Here is a 23,521-nt window from a genome sequence, read left to right as displayed (position 1 = left end):
AGGTAATTTTTTTAGAAAACTTTTTCTAATTAAATTAAAATCATATTTTTATAAAATGAAAAAACTACTCTTACTCCTTTTAATAAGTCAAGCTTTTTATGCTCAAAAGGTTTATGATTTTGATTATGTATTGGAATATAAAAATGAAATTGATTCAACTAAGTTGATTTCAAATCCAACTTATTATGTTAATTCTGAAGCTAATAATTATTCCATCCTTGTTTTTAAAAGAGACAGTTTAAACATTGGTCTTTATTTTGGAGATATGAATGGAACTAAACAACCTAGAGTTAATTCTAATGTAAATGAGAATGCGTTTAATAACACAAAGTCTATTTCTGTTACTTGTGAAGCTCTTTCGTACTCTGGAGAATATTATTATAAATATAAGGTAAAGGAATATTATTTTGAAAACTTAAAAGACACAATTATTGATAAAGTTCCCTATTTTCATTATGTAATAAAATCTAATAAACCTTTAAAATACCAAAAAAGAAAAAACATAGCACAGTCTCACTTTATAGTAGATAAAAATAGCCCCTTGTTTTTACCCTTTTTTAATCGTCCGATTGTATATGAAGAATGGAAAACGGATAAAAAGATTGTTCCTAATGGAATTTTAAAAATAAAATATAATACAAATTGGGAAAATAAAATTACAGATAAGTGGGTTTTGGAAAAAATAACTCCAATTAAAAAAGAACTAATTATTCCTGAAGATTGTGATTAAAACCCTAAAATAACTTTTGCAATTGTAAAGAAAATTATAATTCCCATTATATCATTACTAGTTGTTATAAATGGTCCTGTAGCAAGTGCTGGATCAATTCCATATTTATCTAAAACAATAGGTATAAAAGTTCCAATTAAAGATGCCATAATAATAACTGAAAGTAAGGCCAATGAAACCGTAATTCCTGTTATTACATCAATATTTAGCAAGAAATAGCTGCCTATAATTAATAGAACGGCTAATATAAATCCGTTTAACAGGCCTAATGATAATTCTTTTAATAATCGTTTAAATAACGAACCAGACAATGCGTTATTTGCCAAACCTTGAACAATAATTGCTGAAGATTGTACGCCAACATTTCCTGCCATAGCCGCAATTAATGGTGTAAAAAAGAACAATTCTGGATGAACATCCATAGCTGGTCCATATAAACCTAATACTTTAACCGAAATAAATCCTCCGAAAAGAGCTAAAACTAACCAAGGCAATCTTGCTTTTGTTAATTCAAAAATGCTATCATCTGCTTCAACATCTTGCGAGATACCTGCTGCTAATTGGTAATCTTTATCAGCTTCTTCTTTAATTACATCAACAATGTCATCAATAGTAATACGACCAACCAGTCTTCCTAATTCATCTACAACCGGAATGGCTTCCAAGTCATATTTTTGCATAATTCGAGCTACCTCAACATTCTCAGTATCCACTCTTACGTAATCTACTTTTGCAATATAAATATCACCAATTGGTGTTTTTGTTGAAGTTGTTAATAAATCTTTTAATGAAAGTCTTCCTTTTAATCGGTTTTCATCATCAACTACATAAATAGAATGAACTCGTGTCACATTTTCAGCTTGAGCACGCATTTCTTTAACACAAGTAAGTACATTCCAATTTTCATTGACTTTTACCAACTCTTTTGCCATCAAACCACCCGCAGAATCTTCATCATATCGAAGTAAATCAACAATATCTTTCGCATGCTCAACGTCTTCTAATTCAGAAATTACTTGTTCTTTTCTTTCTTTAGAAAGTTCTCCAATAATATCAGCAGCATCATTTGTACTTAACTCATCTAACTCTTCTGCAATTTCTTTAGGCGATAGGTTTCTAAGGATTTTTTCTCGAACATCATCATCTAATTCTAAAAGAATTTCTGCTGTTATTTCTGAATCTAAAGTGTTGAAAATATAACTAGCTTCATGACTATCAAGCTCGTCCATAATTTCTGCAATATCAGCAAAGTGAAGATCAAGAAGCAAGTCATTTAACTCTTTTTCTTTATTTTCACTAATAAGTTGCTCTATTTGAGCAATGAATTCTTTGCTGATTTTAAACTCCATCGGCTGCTATTTTTTGGGTAATTTCTATAAATTGTTCAACCGAAAGTTGTTCTGGTCGAAGGTCAAAGATAACATCTTCTTTTAAACTATCAGAAAATGCGAAGGTTTTTAGACTATTTCTTAATGTTTTTCTTCTTTGTTGAAATGAAGTTTTTACAACTCTAAAGAATAATTTTTCGTCGCAAGGCAAAGTAAAATTTTCTTTTCGCGTTAAACGCAAAACACCTGAATCTACTTTTGGTGGTGGATTAAAAACTTCTGGTGGAACAGTAAATAAATATTCAGCATCGAAAAATGCTTGTGTTAAAACTGATAAAATTCCGTACACTTTACTTCCCTTTTTTTCGCAAATACGCAGCGCTACTTCTTTTTGAAACATTCCAGCAAATTCTGGCACTTGGTTTCTCATTTCAATAGCTTTAAAAAGAATTTGAGAAGAAATATTATAAGGAAAGTTTCCAATAATGGCAAATTGTTCTCCTTTAAAGACTTCATTTAAATCATACTTTAAAAAATCCTTAGAAATAATATTACTCGCTAAGTTTAAATAATGCGTTTTTAAATATTCAACCGATTCTGTATCAATTTCTACTACAAATGTTTCTGTAGGTTTTTCTAGAATATATTTTGTCAAAACACCCATTCCTGGACCAACTTCTATAGTTTTTGAATAGCCCGAATAAGTCAATGCATCTGCTATTCTTTGAGCGATGGATTCATCTGTTAGGAAATGTTGACCTAAATGTTTTTTTGCTTTTACTGACATTTTATGTGTGGTAATGGGTTTTGGGTAAATGGTTTTAGGCTAGTTTTCAGAATGAAAATGTTCACTTAGCACCTCTAATTCAGTTCTGAATGCTAACATTTTATCACCAAAAAGCTCTAAGCTTTCTTGTCTTAATCTTGGTGCGTGATTCTGGTAATAGTCGTTTAGTTTTTCTTTAGAATCTGAAAAGAACTGAACCGAATAGGTTGCTCCTTCGTCTTCATTTACTATAACTTTTACAAACCTTGCATTGTTAAATAATCCAGTTGCTAAAACATCTGAAATGTGTTTGTTTTGCATCCATTGCAACCATTTGTTATGAATTGAATGGTCTATATTTACGGTAACATTGTATATAATCATTTAATTGTGTTTTCTTAAATAGCATCTCCACGAAGCAAACGGAATTGCTTTCGAGCTTCCGTGAAATGAATACTATCTGCGTGTTCAAAAATCATTTTTTCGTATAATGGCTTGGCTTTGTCATTTTCATTTAGGTATTTTCGATAAATTTCGGCAGAATAAAATAAAGCTTCATCTGCATAAATTCCGTCGGAATGATTGTCTAAAATATTTTTGTAGTAAGCTAAAGCATTTGTGTAATCTTTCTTCTTTTCATAAATCTGTGCGATTTTAAAAAGAGCATTATCTTCAATTGTGTCTCCTTTATGTTTTTCAAGAATTTCTAAAAACTGAGCCAAAGCTAGCTCATTCTTATTTTGATAAGTTAGCAAATCTGCTTTTGAAAATGCTTTTAAAGCAACTCTTGTACTATCTTCTGCTGAATTATCACTAATTAGCAAAAACAATTCGATGGCATTATTTGCAATCAATAAACTTGAAGATTGTTTTAAGACTTTTACTTGTTGTAATGCCCAATCGAAATCTTGTTTGTAATAACTTGTTTCAGCCATTTTCATACTTGCCTCATGTGATTTTTCATCATTTTTTAAGGTTTCTGAAATTTGAGCATAGTACAAAATAGCTTGATTGAATTTTTCATCTAAAACTAAAATATCAGCCAATTCCATCTTAACTTCAGCTTCTTGTCTTGGTGTTAATCTAAGAGATAATGCATTATCTAAAGTAGCTTTTGCTTTATCAAATTGCTTCATATAAAAAGCATCAAAATGTGCTGACAATAGCTGCAAATCTAAAGTATAAGGAGAAATTCCGTATTGTTTTACTAAACCTTCAATTGTCTGCTGTATTGTTGAATATTCTTTTTCTGAAGATTCTTCAATTTGCATTGAAATTAAAAAATCGTGAGCCATAATTTGTAAACCGTAATCTTGTGTATTTTCTAAAATGAATTGAAAAATGGTTTTTGCTGTTTCATTTTCTTTTTCTTCCATTGCAAACTTGGCTAAATTTACAATATTATAAAAACCTTCGGGATTTCGTTTATAGATTGCTTTTTCTTGTGTAAAGGCTTTTCCATATTCTTTTTGTTGCATAAAATACCAACTCAAAAATTGATTCCAATAAATATCCTGATTTTTTTGAACTCTTAATAAAAGTGATTTTTTAATATATTCTGTAAAATTTCCTTCAGTATCTTCGCTGATAAATCTAGTCAATTGATTTTGAACAAGTGGAGTATTATTTTGATTACTAAAAGAATAATCTAATAGTTTTTCGACCATTAAATCTAAATTTCCCATTTGGCCGTTTAACAAAGCCACTTGATAATCAAAGTTTAAATTTGGATTTCCTAATTTCCCAACTTCATATGCTTTGATTGCCCAATCTAACAATGTTTTTTGTTCAAATACCGATGCTACAGAATAAGCATAATTGGATTGCAAAACGACTTGTTCTATAGCTAAATTATAATTTTCAGTTGCTTTAGCTTCGTTCTTTTGTAATTGAAAATTATAGCCTAATTCTACATATAAGGTAGGTGTTTTAGAAATTTTCATTTTATATAAAATAGCCGTTTCTGCTTTATCGTATTGTTTTAATTGTTGATAACATTCAATCATTTTTTGAAAAAACGCAGGATTTCCTGGCTGTTTCACAACAATTTCTTCAAGTAAAGTAATCGCTTTATCAAATTCACCTCTATCAAAATAATTGTAGGCTAACTGCTCAGATTGAGCAGAAACAAACAGTGAAACAAATAATAAAAATGTGATAAAAAGTTTTCTCATACAATTACTTAGAAAAAAATAATGTACTAAAGTAACATTTTTTATGCCAATTTAGTACATTGTTTTTATAAAGATTAACGTTTATTAGTCAATGATATCAAATCCTGTGTACCTTCTTAATACTTCTGGAATTACAATTCCTTCTGGTGTTTGATAGTTTTCTAAAATTCCGGCTAAAACTCTTGGTAAGGCTAATGAACTTCCATTCAACGTATGTGCTAATTGGTTTTTTCCGTCTTTATCTTTGAATCTTAATTTTAATCTATTGGCTTGGAAAGTTTCAAAATTAGAAACAGAACTTATTTCTAACCAACGTTCTTGAGCTGTTGAATATACTTCAAAGTCATAGGTTAATGCTGAAGCAAAACTCATATCACCACCACATAAACGTAAAATTCTATATGGTAATTTTAATTCGTTTAAAATCTCTTTTACATGTTCCACCATCATATCTAAAGCTTTGTATGAGTTGTCAGGATGTTCAATTCGTACAATTTCAACTTTATCAAATTGATGTAAACGATTTAAACCTCTAACGTGTGCTCCCCAAGAACCAGCTTCTCTTCTAAAACAAGGTGTATAGCCTGTTGCTAAAACTGGTAATTCATTTTCTTGAAGAATTACATCTCTAAAAATGTTGGTTACCGGAACTTCTGCTGTTGGAATTAAATACAAGTTGTCTTTTGCATCATGATACATTTGACCTTCTTTATCAGGTAACTGTCCTGTTCCATAAGCTGATGCTTCATTTACCAAAAGAGGCACTTGATACTCTTGATATCCTGCATCAATATTTTTATCTAAGAAATAAGAAATTAAAGCACGTTGTAATTTAGCTCCTTTTCCTTTATAAACTGGAAAACCTGGTGCCGTTATTTTTGTACCTAATTCAAAATCTACGATGTCGTATTTTTTTATTAATTCCCAATGAGGTAATGCTCCTTCATGAAGAGTTGGAATAGTTCCTTCTTCAAAAATATTTTCATTTTCTTCAGGAGTTTTTCCGTTTGGAACTATTTCTGCTGGTAAATTTGGTAATTTATATAATTCTTCTTCTAACTGAGCTGTAACAGTGTTTAGAGTTTCTTTTAATACTTCTGTTTGCTCTTTAAAATCAGTTGTTTTACTTTTTAGTATTTCCGCTTTAGCTTTTTCGCCATTACGCATTAAATCACCAATGTCTTTGGATACTTTATTGGATTCCGCAAGAATTGTATCAAGAGCAACTTGTGTTGATCTTCTTTTTTCATCAAAGTTAATTATATCTTCAACAATCGATTTAGCATCCATGTTTTTCTTGGCTAATCGAGTAATAACTTCTTCCTTGTTTTCTCTAATAAATTGTATTTGTAACATAGTAAATTATTTAAGATTGCAAATGTATAAAATAGAAAGTTTAGATGCTAAAAATAGCGCAAAACAGTTGCTAAATTTCTTTTAATTTCCTTAAAATTTAGATAATATAAAAACTATCTTCAGAAAAAAACTTTACATTTGGGTAAAATTCTAAAAAAATGAAAAAAATCATACTCCTATTTGTACTGATTTTAAGCTCAATAACATTTGCTCAGACAGATTCTTCTGAATTTGAAAAAATGGTTGAAGCTGAAATGAAATCAGCTGCAAAAACACAAAATTTAACGGTAAATCCAAATACTCAAAATTACGACATTACTTATCACGAATTGCGTTTTACTGTTGATCCTGCAACTTATTATATTGGTGGAATTGTAACAACTACTTTTACAGCATTAGCAAATATGAATACTGTAACTTTTGACATGAGTGATTCTATGACTGTTAATTCTGTTACTAGAAACGGTCAATCTTTAATTTTTACACAAAACACCAATAAAGAATTGGTTATAGATTTTCCAACTGCAATTCCTACAGGAACAAATGCTACAGTTGTAATTACTTACGCTGGACCACCTGAAAGTAATGGTTTTGGTTCGTTTAATACAACTACCCATAATGGAACACCTGTTTTATGGACATTATCTGAGCCATTTGGAGCAAGAGACTGGTGGCCTTGTAAGCAAGATTTAAATGATAAAGTAAATAGTATAGATGTTTATATTACAGCACCTTCTCAATACACAAGTGTTACAAATGGATTAGAAGTTTCTCAAACCACAAACGGTTCAAATAAAACTACACATTTTCATCATGGATATCCTATTCCGGCTTATTTAATTGCTATTGCAGTAACAAATTATCAAATTCACAATCAACAAGCTGGTTTAGGAACTGTTGCAAGTCCGTTTTTTCCAATTGTAAACTACATGTATCCCGAAACTGCTACAAATAATATTGCCAGCGTTGCAATTACACCAACTATAATGAACTTCTTTGAAGCTACATTCACACCTTATCCTTTTAGAAACGAAAAATATGGTCATGCTCAATTTGGTTGGGGTGGTGGAATGGAACATACTACTGTCTCATTTATGACTGCGAATGGGCTTGGTGCTTACAGTAGAAGTTTAATTGCACATGAATTAGGTCATCAATGGTTTGGAGATAAAATTACTTGTGGCTCGTGGAGAGATATTTGGTTAAATGAAGGTTTTGCAACCTATTTGGCTTCCTTAGTAATAGAAAATTTAGATGGAGCTGCAGCTTTTGTTAGTGATAAAAATAACATGATTAACAATATCACTTCTCAACTAGGTGGAGCTGTTTATCTAACAGAAACTGAAGCTGAAAATGTTAATCGAATTTTTAGCAGTAGATTATCATACAATAAAGGGGCAATGGTTTTAGAAATGTTGCGATGGAAAATGGGTGATGTTATGTTTTTTCAAGCGTTACGTAATTATTTGAATGATTCTAATCTTGCTTATGCTTATGCTTTAACACCAAATTTACAAGCACATTTAGAAGCTGTTTATGGAAGTTCATTAACTGAATTTTTTAACGACTGGATATATAATCAAGGATATCCAACCTATACAATAAATACTACTCCAATAAATTCTGGTCAAGTTCAAATTACGGTTAACCAAACACAATCGCATTCTAGTGTTTCTTATTTTGAAATGCCAATTGAAGTTCGCTTAACGGGTGCTGGAAGTCAAGTTTTTGATGCTAGATTAGAAAATAGTTCAAACGGGCAACAATTTATTGTAAATGTTCCTTTTGCTGTAACTGGTGTAACTTTTGATCCAAATAAACACCTTATTTCTAAAAACAACACAACTGCTTTAGCTAATTCAATTTTTGAATTGCAAGAATCTATCATATTATCTCCTAATCCTGCAAATTCATTTGTAGAATTAATAGTTCCTGATACTATATTTCTTGAAAAAGTAGAAATATATAATACTTTAGGTCAATTAATTTCAACAAAAACCACTTCTCAATTTAATATAGAAGATTTGTCAACTGGTCTATTCATTGCTAGAATTTATACAAATGAAGGAGTCGTAATTAAAAATCTATTAAAAAAATAAATCCTTTTAAAAAATAATTGTCAGAAGTAAGGCGAAAACCTTACTTTTGTCGCTTATAAAATTAAATACAACAATGATTCAAGTAGCACAAATTCTATTTATATTATCCGTATTAGTTATTCTTCATGAGTTTGGTCATTATTTAGCGGCCAAAATATTCAAAGTAAGAGTAGAAAAATTCTATCTTTTTATGGACGCAGGATTTTCTTTAGTTAAGAAAAAAATTGGAGAAACTGAATGGGGAATTGGTTGGTTACCAATTGGTGGTTATGTTAAGCTTTCAGGAATGATTGATGAAAGTATGGATGTTGAACAAATGAACAGCGAACCAGAAGAATGGGAATTTAGAGCAAAACCAGCATGGCAACGTTTAATAATCATGCTTGGTGGAATTATTGTAAATATTCTTTTGGCTTGGTTTATTTATTTAATCATGTTTTCGACAGTTGGACAAAAATATGTTTCGACAGAAGTTATTCAAAAAAATGGTTTGTCTTTTGGAGAAGTTGGAAAAAGCGTTGGATTTAAAGATGGAGATAGAATTTTATCCGTTGATGGAAAATTACAACCAAAATTCAATTGGATGATTATTGATGTTTTATTAAGCGATAAAATCGAAATAGAACGTGATGGTAAAAAAATGGAGCTAGATTTAACTGAAGAACAAAAAGGTGAAATCATTAGTAAAGAAGGAAAAAGTTTTGCTGGTCCAAGATTGATAAATGCAATTGTAGATTCTTTAACAAGTGCAAATACAATAAATTCAGGTTTTAAAAAAGAAGATTTAATAGTTGGAGTAAATGGAGTAAAAATTCCATTTTATGACAAACTTACTTTAGAATTAGAAAAAAATAAAAATGATTCTATAACAATTGATATATTGAGAAATGGAAATCCATTATCAATAAAAACATTAGTTGATAAAGACGGTAAAATTGGCTTTAGACCAACTTTTAAAGAAATAAAAGACTATCAAATAATAAACAAATTAAGCATTGGCGACGCAGCTCCTGCAGCTGCAAAAGAAGCTTGGCAGTTATTAGTTTATAATGTAAAACAATTTAAATTAATTTTAAGTCCAAAAACCGAAGCCTATAAACAAGTAAAAAGTCCAGTTGGAATTGCAAGAATTTTACCTGATGAGTGGAATTGGGAGTTTATTTGGAATTTTACAGCTTTATTTTCAATTGGTTTAGCTTTTATTAATTTATTACCTATTCCAGGTTTAGATGGTGGACATGCTCTTTTTACTATAGTAGAAATGATAACTGGAAAAACTTTAAGTGTAAAAGCAGCAGAAAGAGTGCAGACCTTTGGAATGATTATCTTATTGACTTTGATGGCTTTAACCTTTGGTAAAGATATTTATCAATTAGTAGTAGATAAATTATTTTAAAATTTATTAAAAAAAGTTTGTAAAAAGAAAAATGAGTGCTATATTTGCACTCGCAAAAAGGGTTAAACCTTGGCACATAAAGAGAATTATTGAGATTAAAATATATAGTTTCCTTCTTAGCTCAGTTGGTTAGAGCATCTGACTGTTAATCAGAGGGTCCTTGGTTCGAGCCCAAGAGAGGGAGCTTTAAAAGCCTAACAGCAATGTTAGGCTTTTTTTATATACTTTTTTCTCTAAAATTTCGTTTAAATTTTATTGTATATATTTGCTACTTAATTATTAATCATTTCATTAAGCCCCAATCGATGAAAAAATTAATCTCTTTTATATGTTTATGTTCATTCATAAGCTATGGTCAAACTATTACTGTTGATAGTAATAGCTATTCAGCTTCAGATTTAGCTAATCTATTGGTTACTAACTCTTGTATTACACCAACCAACATTTCATACTCCTCAGGTCAGTCTGTGGCTTATTTTAATAAGAATGGTTCTGCCTTTCCAATAACTCAAGGTGTTGTTATCCGAAATGGAATAGCACAACATTCTGAAGGAACTTACACTGGAAATAACTTAAGTAGTCAAGTAAATTCTAATAGCGATGTTGATCTTCAAAATTTAAGCAATAGCTCTGGACAAACCTCAACAATAACCGATGCCGCTTATCTAGAATTTGATTTTATTCCAATATCTAATAATTTCAATTTTAGATTTTTATTTGCCTCTAATGAATATGGTGAATTTCAATGTGGCTTTAGTGATGTATTTGCCTTTTTACTTACAGATTTAACAACTGGTGTTACTACAAATATTGCAGTTGTTCCTGGAACAAGCACTCCGATTTCTGTAAAAGACATTAGAAATAATGCTTATAATTCTTCTTGTAGCTCTGTCAATCCAAGTTTGTTTAATATTTATAATGTAAATAATCCTGCTGTTTCAAGTTTAAATATGCGCGGATTTACTCAAGTATTAAATGCCTCTGCCACTACTATTCCAAACAATCCATATAGAATAAAACTTGTAATTGGTGATTACAATGATGCTGATTATGATTCAGCTGTTTTTGTCTCTGCAGGAAGTTTTAACAGTACTATTAATTTAGGTCCAGATTCAAGTTTATGCTTAGGAAACAACACTTCTATTACGTCTGGCCTAGATGCCACTGAATACTCTCATACATGGAGCTTAAATGGAGTTGTAATTTCTAGTGAAACAAATAATACTTTGAATATTACTCAAGCTGGAACTTATAAAGTAACTGTTGTTAAAGCTGGTACAACATGTCAATTAACAGATACAATTGTCTTTACCGACTTACAAGTAAATCCTCCTCAAGACTTATATCTATGTAATAATGGAACCAACAATTACACATTTGATTTAACCCAAAATAATGCTACTGCTTTAGGAATTAATTCAAGCCAATATCAAATTTTTTATTATAATTCAATAGCTAATGTAAATGCCAATAATTCGATACCTTCTTCAAGTTTAAATACTTATGCTAGTAGTGGTAATGAAACAATATATATTAAGCTTTTTAACATTAGCAATAATACATTTTGTAGTGCTCAATATTCATTTGATTTATTGGTAAACAGTCCTGTTATAGCAAATCAACCAAATAATATAAATTTATGCAATAATGCGGCTTCTTTAACTATAGATTTAACAACTCAAAATAGTCAAATATTAAATGGACAAAGTTCAAATAATTTGACCATTACATATTTTAATTCAGAAGTAAATGCTACAAACAATACAAATGCTACAAGTTCATCAGCAACTATAACATCAGCAACTTCTCCTAGAACAATTTGGGTAAGGGTTGAAAGTACTTCAAATTCAAGTTGTTTTGCTGTAACTAGTTTTCAAATTATAGTAAACCCTTTACCGCAAGTGGATTCAATTCCAGAGGTTATTGCTTGTGAAAACTTTACACTTCCTGCGCTAACAAATGGAGCATATTACACTGGTCCAAATGGTTCTGGCAATCAATTAAATGCAAATGACATAATTGACGAAACAGGAACTTATTATATTTACAACGGTCCAGATGCCAATGGTTGTACAAATCAAACTTCTTTTTTAGCAACATTCATGGATGAATATGAAATTGATCTAGAACATTGTGGTCAATTTGTAGTTCCTAAACCTAAAGCTGGTGATTTTTATTCAGATACAGGTGGCCCATCTGGGACAGGTGTTCTTATCCCAGAAGGAACAGTAATAACCACTAATCAAACTATTTATTTTTATGTAGCATTTAATGGTGTTTTTTGTAGAGAAGAAGCATATCCTTTAATAATTCACATATTACCACCTGTTGACTCATTAAATGATGTTATAACTTGTGGAAGCTATACGTTACAACCAATTTCAAACGGAAATTATTTCACAGAAACAAATGGCGGAGGAACTCCTTTATTTGCTGGAAATACTTTAACAACAACCGATACTATTTATATTTTTGCTGATAATGGCACTTGTACTAATGAGACTTCTTTTTATGTAGCTATTTTAAACCAACCAACCCCTAAAGTAGTCTGTGGAAGCTATACTTTACCAGCATTAATCGTAGGTAATTATTATACACAAATTGGAGGTCAAGGTACAATCATTCCTGCCGGAACTGTTATTACAAGTTCACAAACCATTTATATTTTTGCAAATACAACTTCTACACCTAATTGTACTTCTACTTTTACATTACCTATAACTATTAAACCAAAACCAGTTGTTGATGATTTAAATGATGAAATTCGTTGTGCAAACAATCCTTTTGAATTACCTGTATTGTCTGGTGGAAATTATTATACAGCCACTAATGGTGGTGGAACAATGCTAAATGCTGGAGATATTATTTCTACTACACAAACCATATACATTTACGATATATTAAATGGTTGTTCTGATCAAACTTCATTCAATGTTGAAATTGTTCCCTTACCTCAGGTAGAAAATTTTACAGATATATTTAGCTGTAACCCATTTGTGTTGCCAAATTTAATACATGGAACATATTACACTGAACCCGCAGGAAATGGAAATATAATACCTAATGGCACTGCAATTACAACAACTCAAGTTATATATATATTCAATGAGGCACTAGACGCTAATGGTTGTTATGCTGAAACTCTTTTTCAGGTAAACTACTTGGGCGTAGAGGTAGGTACTTTTAATGATATTACAGAATGTGACACTTTTACTTTACCTGCTTTAACAATTGGAAACTATTTCTGGCAAACTGGTGGTATTGATCCTATTTCTACTTTAGACTTTACTTTTAACACACCGGGTACTTATACGATTTATGTTTATGCACAAAATGGAGGACGCTTTTTTTGTAGTGACGAAGATTCTTTTACAATTACAATTTCAGAAACTCCTGTATTACCAAGTTTTTCAGATGTCATAAAGTGTGGAACTTATACTTTACCTCCTTTAGATAATTCAAGTTATAACGTAAATTATTATTTGAGTCAGAATGGAACTGATATCATTAATTTGGCCGACTATAGCATAAACACACCTGGAACTTACACTATTTATGTTTATGGTACGGCTTTTAATAACGTGAATTGTAATGATGAAACCTCTTTTACTTTAACAATTTATCCTTTATTAGATTTGGATCTACAAGAAGCTTTTATGTGTGTTAATCCACTAACCAACGATGTTATCCAGCCAGCGTTCATTGACACTAACCTAAACCCTTCACTTTTTACAGTTAATTGGTATTTTAACAACAACCTAATTCATACTGGTCCATCGTATAATGCTACCCAAATAGGAACATATACAATTGAAACTATTAAATTAACTCCAGATTCTGGCTCAAATTGTAATTATAACACTACAACTGTTTTAGTTTCACAATCTAGTTATGCCGTTGCTGAAGCAATAGTTTCAACTGATTTTGATGATAGTGCCTCAATAACTATAAATATTTTAAATGGTTATGGCGAATATGAATATCAATTAGATAATATAGGTGGTTTTCAGTCTAACAATGTTTTTTATAATGTGTCATCTGGCGAGCACATAATATATGTAAGAGATATTTTAGGAAATTGTAATGATATATTTGTAACTGCTACTGTTTTAAAATATCCAAAATACTTTACCCCAAATGGAGATGGATATAATGACACATGGAATATCTGGGATTTAAGAAATAGTACAAATGCAGTTATTTCCGTGTTTGATAGATATGGAAAATTCATCAAACAATTTAAAACATCAGGTTTTGGTTGGGATGGAAAACTAGATGGTTATGATTTACCCGCTACAGATTATTGGTTTGTAGTTAATTATTTTAATGAAAATGGAGAAGCAAGAGAATTTAAATCTCACTTTGCTATGAAACGATAACATCAATAAGATCTTTTCGAAGCCAACCAGTTATACTTAATCTTAATTGGTTGGTTTCTAAAACTTCGTGTTCTAATTCATTACTTTTAAAAAAAACAGTTTTACGATTGGTTGGACTAACTGTTTGTGATTTTTCACCATCATAAACTTTCAACTCACCTCCATCACCTTCTTTCCAACCCACATTCAAATAAGTTATCATGGAAAATTGACGATTGCTTGTGTCTTGAAATTGATCTAAATGTCGTTTATAAAAAGTTCCAGGTTTATACAAAGCATAGTGAAATTCATAGCTTTTTATTCCAGTAAAACATTCTTTATTTAGATAAGCTATAAAATCTTCAATTAGAGTAAAAAACTCCATTTCATGAGGGTTATTGTTTTCTTTATCTAACCAATAGATGACATCACTTCGAATCTCTTTATTTTTTGCAAAAGTTCCAAAATGTCCTATTCCAGCAGATTTTAACTCTTCGTCTTTGTATAATTTAATCAAATTGTTTTTTAGATTATTCGCTAAAGCTTCGCTTAAAAAGTCTTTAGAAATACCTGTTTTACTGTCAATATAACTCGAAATCAATTCTTCAAAACTTTCTTCCATGGTGTAGGTTACCTGAAAGGACAAATAACGTGCGAATGTAAACTAAAAATTAATTGAATTATTAAAACCGACCTAAAACTTCGTTTTGTATATTTAACAAAATTTATGACCATGAAAAAAATATTCTTTCAAATAGCACTACTTTTCATAATTAGTTCTTGTGTTTCAAATAAAAATTTAACCGAAGAAACCAGTAAATCAAAAATTAATTCAATAGTAGACAAATGGCACAAAGACGCAGCCGAAACAAATTTTCAAGCTTATTTTGACGCTATTGCTGATGACGGAATTTTCATTGGAACAGATGCAACAGAAAACTGGAACAAAAAAGATTTCATGACTTTTTCAAAACCTTTTTTTGACAAAGGAAAAGCTTGGGATTTTACATCACTTGAAAGAAATATTTATTTTTCTACTGATGGAAAAACAGCTTGGTTTGATGAATTATTAAATACGCAAATGAAAATCTGTAGAGGCTCAGGAGTTTTAGTTAGAATAAATAATGATTGGAAAATCAAACATTATGTACTTTCTATGACTATTCCAAATGATAATTCTACTGAAGTTATTTCAATAAAATCTACGATTGAAGATAAAATTATAAAAGAAAAAAAGAAATAGAACTACTTATTGTATTTGTGCTCTTTTAAGTTTTTAAACATCTCATCTGTCATGTTTTCTATATTGAAATCATTCTGCCAATGCCAATCTTCTCTTGCACATGAATCATCAATACTTGCTGGCCAACTATCTGCTATTTTTTGTCTAAAATCGGGCTCATAGCTCATTGCAAAATCAGGGTAATGTTTTTTAATTTCTGAAGCAATTTGTTCTGGTGTAAAACTCATTCCACTTAAATTATAAGATGAACGGATTTTTATTTGCTCTTCAGGTGCTTGCATAATTTGTACAGTAGCTTTAATAGCGTCATCCATATACATCATTGGTAAAGCTGTATCTTTAGATAAGAAACTAGTATAATTTCCAGTCAAAATAGCTTGATGATATATTTCAACAGCATAATCTGTTGTTCCACCACCTGGCTCTGAAACCCAACTAATTAATCCTGGATAACGGATACTTCTTACATCAACACCATATTGTTTACTATAATATTCACACCAACGTTCACCAGATTGTTTACTAATTCCATAAACCGTTGAAGGTTCCATGATAGTATATTGAGGTGTGTTCTGACTTGGAGTTGTAGGACCAAAAACAGCAATACTCGAAGGCCAAAATATTTTCTTAATTTTTCCTGCTTTAGCAATATTTAATACATGGAAAAGCGAATTCATATTCAAATCCCAAGCAAATGCAGGGTTTTTTTCAGCTGTAGCTGATAACAACGCTGCCATCAAATACACATCTGTAATTTCATATTGCTCCACTAAATGATCAATTTGATTATAATCTAAAGCATTTACTACTTCAAAAATTCCATTGTTAACAACATCTATATTTAATTTTCTAATGTCAGAAGCTACTACATTTTCAATACCATAAATCTCACGCAATTTTTTGGTAAGTTCTGTTCCTATTTGCCCACAAGCACCGATAATTAAAACTTTTGTTTTCATAAATTCCTTAAATTTTTGCTACACAAATATAGTATTTTCAAGTATTGAATTATAGAATAACACCCTAATTTTTTGCTAAATGTTTAAAAAATTCTCATTATCAACACTTACGATTTAAGAAGTCTCAAAAAAACAAAGTTATGTTCTTGATTTGCTTGACATTAATTTTTTTACAAAAATGTGTTAACTTATGCTAATTACTTTACTTTTGTTTTTTAAACATTTGTACATTTGTAATCCAATTGAAATGTATGTATAAATCTATTGCCTTTTTATTTATATCAATTTTCTTGTTTTCTTGTGAAGAAGATACTACAAAAGCTGAAAACGAAAAAATTATTGCAAAAAACACCCAAACCTTTAATTTGGTTAATTCTGTGTGGAATTTAAAAACCCCAACGCTTTCTCCAACTGCACAAAATGAAGTTGCAAATTGGAATGAATGGCAACAATTTGTTATTGAAATCAACCAAAAACCAAAAAGTAATTTAACGGCTTTTCAATTAAAAACTAAGAATATTTCTTCAAAAATTGATTCTCTTCAGTTAAATATCCCACCACAATTTGACAAACCTCAAGTAAAAAGTAGAATTGCCGCTTTAAATACGAAAATTAAAATGCTTGATACATTTATTCACTTAACAGATGTACCACAAAGTAAAATTAAAGAGTTAATTCCTGAAATCAATGCAGAAATTATTGCTCTTGTTAGTCAATGGGAAGAAATTATTATTAAAAAAAGAATCCCAAAAGAAATTGGTGAAGAATACATGATTAAGGCTTTAGATACTGCTAGAAATGCAAAACCTGAATTGATGATGGAAAAAATGAAACAGCAAGATTCTATAAATAATTCACAAAACAAAAGGAAATCTCCTTTACTAAATAAAAAATAGTTTTTTGAAACCTGAAATAACCAATTCCTATCAAAAATCTGCAAAAATTTCTGCTTTTGCTGAATCGTTAGTGCAACAAAATCAAAAAATTCATGCCAAAGGTTTATTAGGCTCTTCGATTTCCTTTGTGATTCAAGCACTTTTTGAAAAAACTGAATTACCTTTTCTTTTATTGTTTAATGATAAAGAAGAAGCAGCCTATTATTTGAATGATTTGGAATTGCTTATCAACTCTAATGATGTATTGTTTTATCCAGGTTCATACAGAAGGCCTTATCAAATTGAAGAAACAGATAATGCCAATATTTTGCTTCGTGCAGAAGTTTTAAACCGTATAAATTCCAGAAAAAAACCAGCAATTATTGTTTCGTATCCAGAAGCATTATTTGAAAAAGTTGTAACAAGAAAAGAATTAGAAAAAAATACTTTAAAGGTTTCCGTAAACGATAAACTATCAATCGATTTTATAAATGAAACCCTTTTTGAATACAATTTCAAAAGAGTAGATTTCGTAACTGAACCCGGAGAATTCTCTGTTCGTGGTGGAATCATCGATGTGTTTTCATTTTCAAACGATCATCCCTATAGAATTGAATTTTTTGGAAACGAAGTTGATAGCATTAGAAGTTTTGATGTAGAAACCCAACTTTCAGTTGAAAAATTAAAGAAAATTTCAATTATTCCTAATGTTGAAAATAAGTTTTTAGATGAAAATCGTGAAACATTTCTGAATTACATCAACGACAAAACAGTCATTTTTACTCAGAATACAGAATTGGTTTGCAATCAATTAGACAAATTATTTGCTAAAGCCATTGAAGCTTTTGATAAACTTTCGAAAGACATTAAACATGCTCAACCAAAAGAATTGTTTGTCAATCAAGAACAATTTTTAAAGCAAGCTGTTCATTTTAATATTGTTGAATTAAGCAATACCGCTTTATTCAAAACAACCAAAGAATTTGAATTTCACATTCAACCTCAACCTTCTTTTAACAAGCAATTTGATTTATTACTGAACAATTTAAGTGAAAATCATTTTAACGGAATTAAGAATTATTTATTCTGTTCCAATCAAAATCAAGCTAATCGTTTTCATGATATTTTTGAAGATTTGGATGAGGAAAATCACGAAAGTGTAAGAAAGCAATATAAAACAGAAGTTTTATCGATTTATCAAGGCTTCATTGATGAAGAATTACAAATAGCTTGTTATACTGATCATCAAATTTTTGAACGTTATCATAAGTTCAACATCAAGAGTAATTACTCCAAAAAGCAAACGATTACGCTTAAGGAATTAACGTCTTTACAAGTTGGAGATTACGTTACACATATAGATCACGGAATTGGAAAATTTGGTGGTTTACAAAAAATTCAGGTTGAAGGAAAAACCCAAGAAGCTATTAAAATCGCTTACGCTGATAATGATATCGTTTATGTAAGTATTCATTCCTTACATAAAATTTCAAAGTTTAATGGAAAAGACGGAATTGCTCCAAAAATCTACAAATTAGGAAGTAGTGCTTGGAAAACTTTAAAACAAAAAACTAAAGCTCGTGTAAAACATGTTGTATTTAATTTGATTCAATTGTATGCGAAACGAAGATTGGAAAAAGGATTTCAATTTGCACCTGATAGCTATTTACAAAAAGAATTAGAAAGTTCTTTTATTTATGAAGATACACCCGATCAAATTACCGCTACAGCTGATGTAAAAGCTGATATGGAAAACGAACGACCAATGGATCGATTGGTTTGTGGTGATGTTGGTTTTGGAAAAACAGAAGTCGCAATTCGTGCAGCATTCAAAGCTGTTGATAATGGAAAACAAGTTGCTATTTTAGTTCCAACTACAATTTTGGCTTATCAACATTATAGAACGTTTACAGAACGTTTGAAAGAAATGCCAGTTACGGTGAGTTATTTAAACCGATTTAGAACGGCAAAACAAAAAGCGGAAACCATAAAAGAATTAGCCGAAGGAAAAGTTGATATAATTATAGGAACCCATCAATTAGTCAACAAAAATGTAGTTTTTAAAGATTTAGGATTGCTGATTGTTGATGAAGAACAAAAATTTGGCGTCAACGTAAAAGATAAATTAAAAACGATTGCTGCAAATGTTGATACATTGACATTAACGGCAACTCCAATTCCAAGGACATTACAATTTTCATTGATGGCTGCTCGTGATTTGTCTGTAATTACAACGCCACCTCCAAATCGTTATCCAATTGAAACAAATGTTATTCGTCATAGCGAAGAATTAATTCGTGATGCCATTACTTATGAAATTCAGCGAAATGGTCAAGTTTTCTTTATTAATAATCGAATAGAAAACATCAAAGAAGTCGCTGGAATGATTCAGAGATTAGTTCCAGATGCTCGAGTTGGAATTGGTCACGGTCAAATGGACGGCAAAAAGTTAGAAGAATTAATGCTGGCTTTTATGGAAGGAGAATTTGATGTTTTGGTAGCAACAACCATTATTGAAAGTGGTTTGGATGTTCCAAATGCAAACACCATTTTCATAAATAACGCGAATAATTTTGGATTATCTGATTTGCATCAAATGCGTGGTCGTGTTGGTAGAAGTAATAAAAAAGCATTTTGTTATTTCATTACACCTCCTTATTCAATGATGACAAGTGAAGCTCAAAAACGTATTAATGCTTTAGAGCAATTTAGCGAATTAGGAAGTGGATTTAATATTGCCATGAAGGATTTAGAAATTCGTGGCGCTGGAGATTTATTAGGTGGTGAACAAAGTGGTTTTATGAATGATATTGGTTTTGATACGTATCAAAAAATCATGAATGAAGCTATTGATGAATTGAAAGAAAACGAATTCAAGGATTTATATGTAACTGAAAACGATATTGAAACTAAAGAATTTGTAAAAGACATATTGATTGATGCTGATTTTGAATTGTTGTTTCCAGATGATTATATCAATAGTGTTTCAGAACGATTGGCTTTGTATAACGAATTAGGAACTATAAAAACCGAAGAACAATTACTAGCTTTCGAGCAAAAATTAATTGATAGATTTGGAGCTTTACCGAAACAAGCTATTGCTTTATTAAACAGTGTCAGAATAAAATGGATTGCCACAAGAATTGGTCTTGAAAAACTAATCATGAAACAAGGCAAAATGATTGGATATTTTATTAGTGACCAACAATCTAATTTTTATCAATCAAACCGATTTATAAAAGTGATGCAGTTTGTTCAGCACAATGGAAATATTTGCAAACTAAAGGAAAAAGATACTAAAAACGGATTAAGATTACTACTTACTTTTGATAATGTAAAAAGTATTAATAAGGCTTTAGAATTGATGCAACGATTTTAGTTAAACATTCTTCAAGTCCTTAATAACTCTAAAAGCAATATCAACCTGTTGTTCACTAACTAAAAAAGTGAATTCATTTGAAGTAGAAATCACCTCATAAAGTACAATGCCTTCCCATGCTAAACGTTGAAAAATGTAATAATAAACACCAGGAACATTAACATTTTCATTGGGTAGTTTTATAGTAATAGATGACAAATCTTTTAACTTTTGTATTTTTTTTTCTCCAGTAAAAAGTTCTTCAATAGTTGTATCCATTGAATTACTCAACACAATATTAATTTCATTAACACCACGGGAAGAAGTATAAAAAATATCTTTTTGAAGATTAATTTTCGAAATTAATTCAGCATGTTTGTTTAAAATTGAATCCGAAATAGCATATGTATAATCATTCAAAGAAGAACGAACTGTTATTTCACCAATATTCTTAATTACTTTAATAACCTTATGATTTATTTTAAAATCTAATTCTTCTGTTAACCTCTTTAAAGACATTACAACAGCACCTTGCTTAATGTCTTTACCCAATTGTTTTTCCACTTCTGGCATCATATTTCTAGCTAAAGAAGTAAGATTAATTATGCCTTCAGATAATGAATTTAATAAAAACGGTTTAGTTTTTAAATAATGTTCTACAAAGGATGATACGGTCTTCATTAATAAATTTTTTTGCAATGATACAAAATAAATACAAAATGTTACAATTATAACAAAAGATTTTAAAAATAATAAAATGCTTCTTCAATATGCTCAATATCAATAGTGGCTTTAGTATAATGAATCGCAATAATATCAAACCGAACCGTTACATCTAAATCTTTACTAACCACATATTCATTTACGGCTTTTACCAATAATTGGATTTTCTTTGGCTTTACAAAATCTTGTGGTAATCCAAATTCTAAACAAGAACGTGTTTTGACTTCCACAACCGCTAATATATTATTCTTTTGAGCAATAATATCTACTTCAGCTTTCTGAAAACGCCAATTTCTATCCAGGATTTCATAGCCTTTTTTTTGTAAGAAATCAACAGCTAAGTCTTCTCCTAATTGTCCTAAATCATTATGTTCTGCCATTTTTCAGTGTTCAGTAATCAGTATTTAGTGTTCAGTTAGTTTTTTATTTTAAAAAAAATTTTAATTTCTCAAATCTGTGTTCCAAAAATTAATCCTTAAATTTTAAAACAACAGCTTTATCATTCACTTCAAAATCAACTTGTTTTCCTAAAATAAGCGTTCTATTATCTTTTAAATGTCCAGCAGGAAAATCAAAACAAACTGGAATATTATACTCTTTTGCAATCGCAGTAATTATTTGCACCGCATTTTGACCAAACGGAATTTCGTTATCGTGCATATCAGTCATTCCACCAACAAGTAAACCATTTAAATTTTCAAAATATCCGTTACGCTTTAAATTTTGCATCATTCTATCGATATGATATAAATATTCATCTAAATCTTCAATATAAAGTACCTTTTTATTAGTATCTAAAGACGATTTTGAACCTAATAAACTATATAAAATTGATAAATTTCCACCAACTAATTCTCCTGAAGTTTTTCCTTTAATATCATAAGGTTTTGAAGGAACTGTATATTCAATTTTTTCTCCAAATAAAGCTTTTCGCAAGGTTTCTTTTACCTCATCAGAAGCTTTTGGGACAGTAAATGGCATAATGCAATGCAAAGAAGCAACTCGTTCAACATTAGCTTGTGAGTGCAAAACCGTGACATCACTAAAACCCATTATCCATTTTGGATTCTTATTGAAATTAGTAAAATCTAACAAATCAACCATTCTAACTGTTCCATATCCACCACGAGAACACCAAATTGCTTTGATATTGTCGTCATCCATCATGTTTTGAAAATCGGAAGCTCTTTCTAAATCGGTTCCTCCTAATTGACAAGTATCTAAACCAATAGTTGCACCCAATTTTATTTTTAAACCCCAAGATTCTAATAATTCTTTAGCAGGAATTGCATCTTCTGGAAAAAATTTTCGAGCGGTACAAACAATAGCAACTGTGTCGCCTTTTTTTAAATAAGGTGGAATTTTCATCTTCTTTTGGGAATAATTTTGAAACGAAATTAAAAATAATATTATTATAATTAGCTGCTTCACGAATTTAATATTTTTTATGCCAACCAAAACCATAGGTTAAACCAATACCTAAATAAGTAGTTTTTGAAAAGTTTCCTATTATTTTAAAACCAATACTTCTTCCAAAACTAACTCTTTTTTTACCAATAGGAATTAAACCATAATAAGCTCGAAACCTCTTTTTTTCTGCTTTGAACCATTTAATGTTAAATTCAACGGGTAAACCAATGTTTATATCATCAAATTTATTATAGTAATTTAATTCTTCTGAATATTTATAAAATGTTCTATCATTGATTGAAATTCCTGCTGAAATACTTAATGATTTGTTGTCAAACGTGTATCGTTTTCCATATAAAAAAGCATATTCAAGAACACTTTCTTCTCTAGTAAAAATAGGAAATGGAACATATCCAATATATAAGTATTCTCTCTCAAAAGAAGTAAATCCAGTATAACGTAAAGTTATTAAGTTAGATTTTTCAAATTCATAATTTAAATTAGCTCCTGCAAAAAACATTGAACCGTTTGTTCCTCCTCCAATACCACCATAAAATTCATAAAAAACAATTGGATTTGTTTTTTGTAACGAATCGGAAACAACAATTTCTTGTCCAAATACCTGAAAAGAAATGAACATTACAAAAACAATTATTCTCATTTATAACGATTTTATCTCAAAAGTAAACAAAATCTAAATTAAATTCGATAATTCATAGTTAAACAATTATTTTTGTACTCAAATT

At 30.0% G+C, this 23,521-nt stretch carries 18 protein-coding genes and 1 tRNA gene; 8 read left to right on the top strand and 11 right to left on the bottom strand.

Annotation, left to right across the window (positions count from 1 at the left end; all coding sequences use genetic code 11):
* Nucleotides 1-55: 55 nt before the first annotated feature.
* Entirely contained in the window at nucleotides 56-730 is a 675-nt protein-coding gene (locus tag AAC008_RS02805) for a hypothetical protein (RefSeq protein WP_339887292.1), read from the top strand.
* On the opposite strand, the gene mgtE is transcribed toward AAC008_RS02805, so the two are convergent.
* The 5 genes from mgtE to serS form a co-directional block, all read right to left on the bottom strand.
* Nucleotides 727-2,079 carry a magnesium transporter gene (gene mgtE / locus AAC008_RS02800; protein WP_339887291.1) on the bottom strand — a complete coding sequence of 451 codons (1,353 nt, stop codon included), beginning with the start codon at nucleotides 2,077-2,079 and terminating at the stop codon, nucleotides 727-729. The genes AAC008_RS02805 and mgtE overlap by 4 nt on opposite strands.
* Nucleotides 2,069-2,845, bottom strand: a complete 777-nt coding sequence (gene rsmA, locus AAC008_RS02795) for a 16S rRNA (adenine(1518)-N(6)/adenine(1519)-N(6))-dimethyltransferase RsmA (RefSeq protein ID WP_339887289.1) — start codon at nucleotides 2,843-2,845, stop codon at nucleotides 2,069-2,071. Before rsmA ends, mgtE begins: the two co-directional genes overlap by 11 nt.
* A gap of 39 nt (nucleotides 2,846-2,884) precedes the next feature.
* Entirely contained in the window at nucleotides 2,885-3,208 is a 324-nt protein-coding gene (locus AAC008_RS02790) for a DUF4286 family protein (RefSeq protein ID WP_339887287.1), read from the bottom strand.
* A 14-nt stretch (nucleotides 3,209-3,222) separates the two neighbouring features.
* Nucleotides 3,223-4,998 carry a tetratricopeptide repeat protein gene (locus AAC008_RS02785; RefSeq protein WP_339887286.1) on the bottom strand — a complete coding sequence of 592 codons (1,776 nt, stop codon included), beginning with the start codon at nucleotides 4,996-4,998 and terminating at the stop codon, nucleotides 3,223-3,225.
* An 84-nt stretch (nucleotides 4,999-5,082) separates the two neighbouring features.
* Nucleotides 5,083-6,354, bottom strand: coding sequence for a serine--tRNA ligase (serS, locus tag AAC008_RS02780; RefSeq protein ID WP_339887284.1), 1,272 nt, complete (start codon nucleotides 6,352-6,354; stop codon nucleotides 5,083-5,085).
* Between the two features lie 158 nt (nucleotides 6,355-6,512).
* Between serS and AAC008_RS02775 the strand changes: the two genes are divergently transcribed.
* The 4 genes from AAC008_RS02775 (at nucleotide 6,513) to AAC008_RS02760 (ending at nucleotide 14,228) form a co-directional block, all read left to right on the top strand.
* Nucleotides 6,513-8,453, top strand: a complete 1,941-nt coding sequence (locus AAC008_RS02775) for a M1 family aminopeptidase (RefSeq protein WP_339887283.1) — start codon at nucleotides 6,513-6,515, stop codon at nucleotides 8,451-8,453.
* Nucleotides 8,454-8,526: 73 nt separating this feature from the next.
* On the top strand, nucleotides 8,527-9,849 hold the full coding sequence (gene rseP, locus AAC008_RS02770) for an RIP metalloprotease RseP (RefSeq protein WP_339887282.1): 1,323 nt from the start codon (nucleotides 8,527-8,529) through the stop codon (nucleotides 9,847-9,849).
* A gap of 110 nt (nucleotides 9,850-9,959) precedes the next feature.
* A tRNA-Asn gene (locus AAC008_RS02765) sits at nucleotides 9,960-10,033 on the top strand.
* Nucleotides 10,034-10,154: 121 nt separating this feature from the next.
* Entirely contained in the window at nucleotides 10,155-14,228 is a 4,074-nt protein-coding gene (locus AAC008_RS02760) for a choice-of-anchor L domain-containing protein (protein ID WP_339887281.1), read from the top strand.
* Here the strand turns inward: AAC008_RS02760 and AAC008_RS02755 are convergent.
* A complete protein-coding gene (locus tag AAC008_RS02755) occupies nucleotides 14,215-14,829 on the bottom strand; it encodes a 2OG-Fe(II) oxygenase (protein WP_339887279.1) in 615 nt (204 codons plus the stop codon). The genes AAC008_RS02760 and AAC008_RS02755 overlap by 14 nt on opposite strands.
* A 111-nt stretch (nucleotides 14,830-14,940) precedes the next feature.
* On the opposite strand from AAC008_RS02755, the gene AAC008_RS02750 reads away from it, so the two are divergent.
* Nucleotides 14,941-15,450 (top strand): nuclear transport factor 2 family protein, encoded by a 510-nt coding sequence (locus tag AAC008_RS02750; RefSeq protein ID WP_339887278.1) that lies wholly within the window; start codon nucleotides 14,941-14,943, stop codon nucleotides 15,448-15,450.
* A gap of 2 nt (nucleotides 15,451-15,452) precedes the next feature.
* Here AAC008_RS02750 and AAC008_RS02745 read toward each other — a convergent pair whose 3' ends face one another.
* Nucleotides 15,453-16,409, bottom strand: a complete 957-nt coding sequence (locus tag AAC008_RS02745) for an L-threonine 3-dehydrogenase (protein ID WP_339887277.1) — start codon at nucleotides 16,407-16,409, stop codon at nucleotides 15,453-15,455.
* Nucleotides 16,410-16,660: 251 nt separating this feature from the next.
* Between AAC008_RS02745 and AAC008_RS02740 the strand changes: the two genes are divergently transcribed.
* Entirely contained in the window at nucleotides 16,661-17,305 is a 645-nt protein-coding gene (locus tag AAC008_RS02740; protein ID WP_339887276.1) for a hypothetical protein, read from the top strand.
* Nucleotides 17,306-17,351: 46 nt separating this feature from the next.
* Nucleotides 17,352-20,663 carry a transcription-repair coupling factor gene (mfd, locus tag AAC008_RS02735; RefSeq protein ID WP_339887703.1) on the top strand — a complete coding sequence of 1,104 codons (3,312 nt, stop codon included), beginning with the start codon at nucleotides 17,352-17,354 and terminating at the stop codon, nucleotides 20,661-20,663.
* On the opposite strand, the gene AAC008_RS02730 is transcribed toward mfd, so the two are convergent.
* The 4 genes from AAC008_RS02730 to AAC008_RS02715 form a co-directional block, all read right to left on the bottom strand.
* The gene (locus tag AAC008_RS02730) at nucleotides 20,664-21,323 is read right to left on the bottom strand and encodes an aspartate kinase (RefSeq protein WP_339887275.1); all 660 of its coding nucleotides are present in this window, start codon (nucleotides 21,321-21,323) and stop codon (nucleotides 20,664-20,666) included.
* Nucleotides 21,324-21,385: 62 nt separating this feature from the next.
* Nucleotides 21,386-21,745 (bottom strand): YraN family protein, encoded by a 360-nt coding sequence (locus tag AAC008_RS02725; protein WP_339887274.1) that lies wholly within the window; start codon nucleotides 21,743-21,745, stop codon nucleotides 21,386-21,388.
* 88 nt (nucleotides 21,746-21,833) lie between these two features.
* Nucleotides 21,834-22,733 (bottom strand): LD-carboxypeptidase, encoded by a 900-nt coding sequence (locus AAC008_RS02720; protein WP_339887273.1) that lies wholly within the window; start codon nucleotides 22,731-22,733, stop codon nucleotides 21,834-21,836.
* A 67-nt stretch (nucleotides 22,734-22,800) separates the two neighbouring features.
* A complete protein-coding gene (locus AAC008_RS02715; protein ID WP_339887272.1) occupies nucleotides 22,801-23,436 on the bottom strand; it encodes a hypothetical protein in 636 nt (211 codons plus the stop codon).
* Nucleotides 23,437-23,521: the final 85 nt, after the last annotated feature.

Origin of the sequence: uncultured Flavobacterium sp. (assembly GCF_963975515.1) — a bacterium.
Classification (GTDB): domain Bacteria; phylum Bacteroidota; class Bacteroidia; order Flavobacteriales; family Flavobacteriaceae; genus Flavobacterium.
Note: the sequence above shows the minus strand (reverse complement) of the source record. Positions and strands in the feature narration are given on the sequence as shown.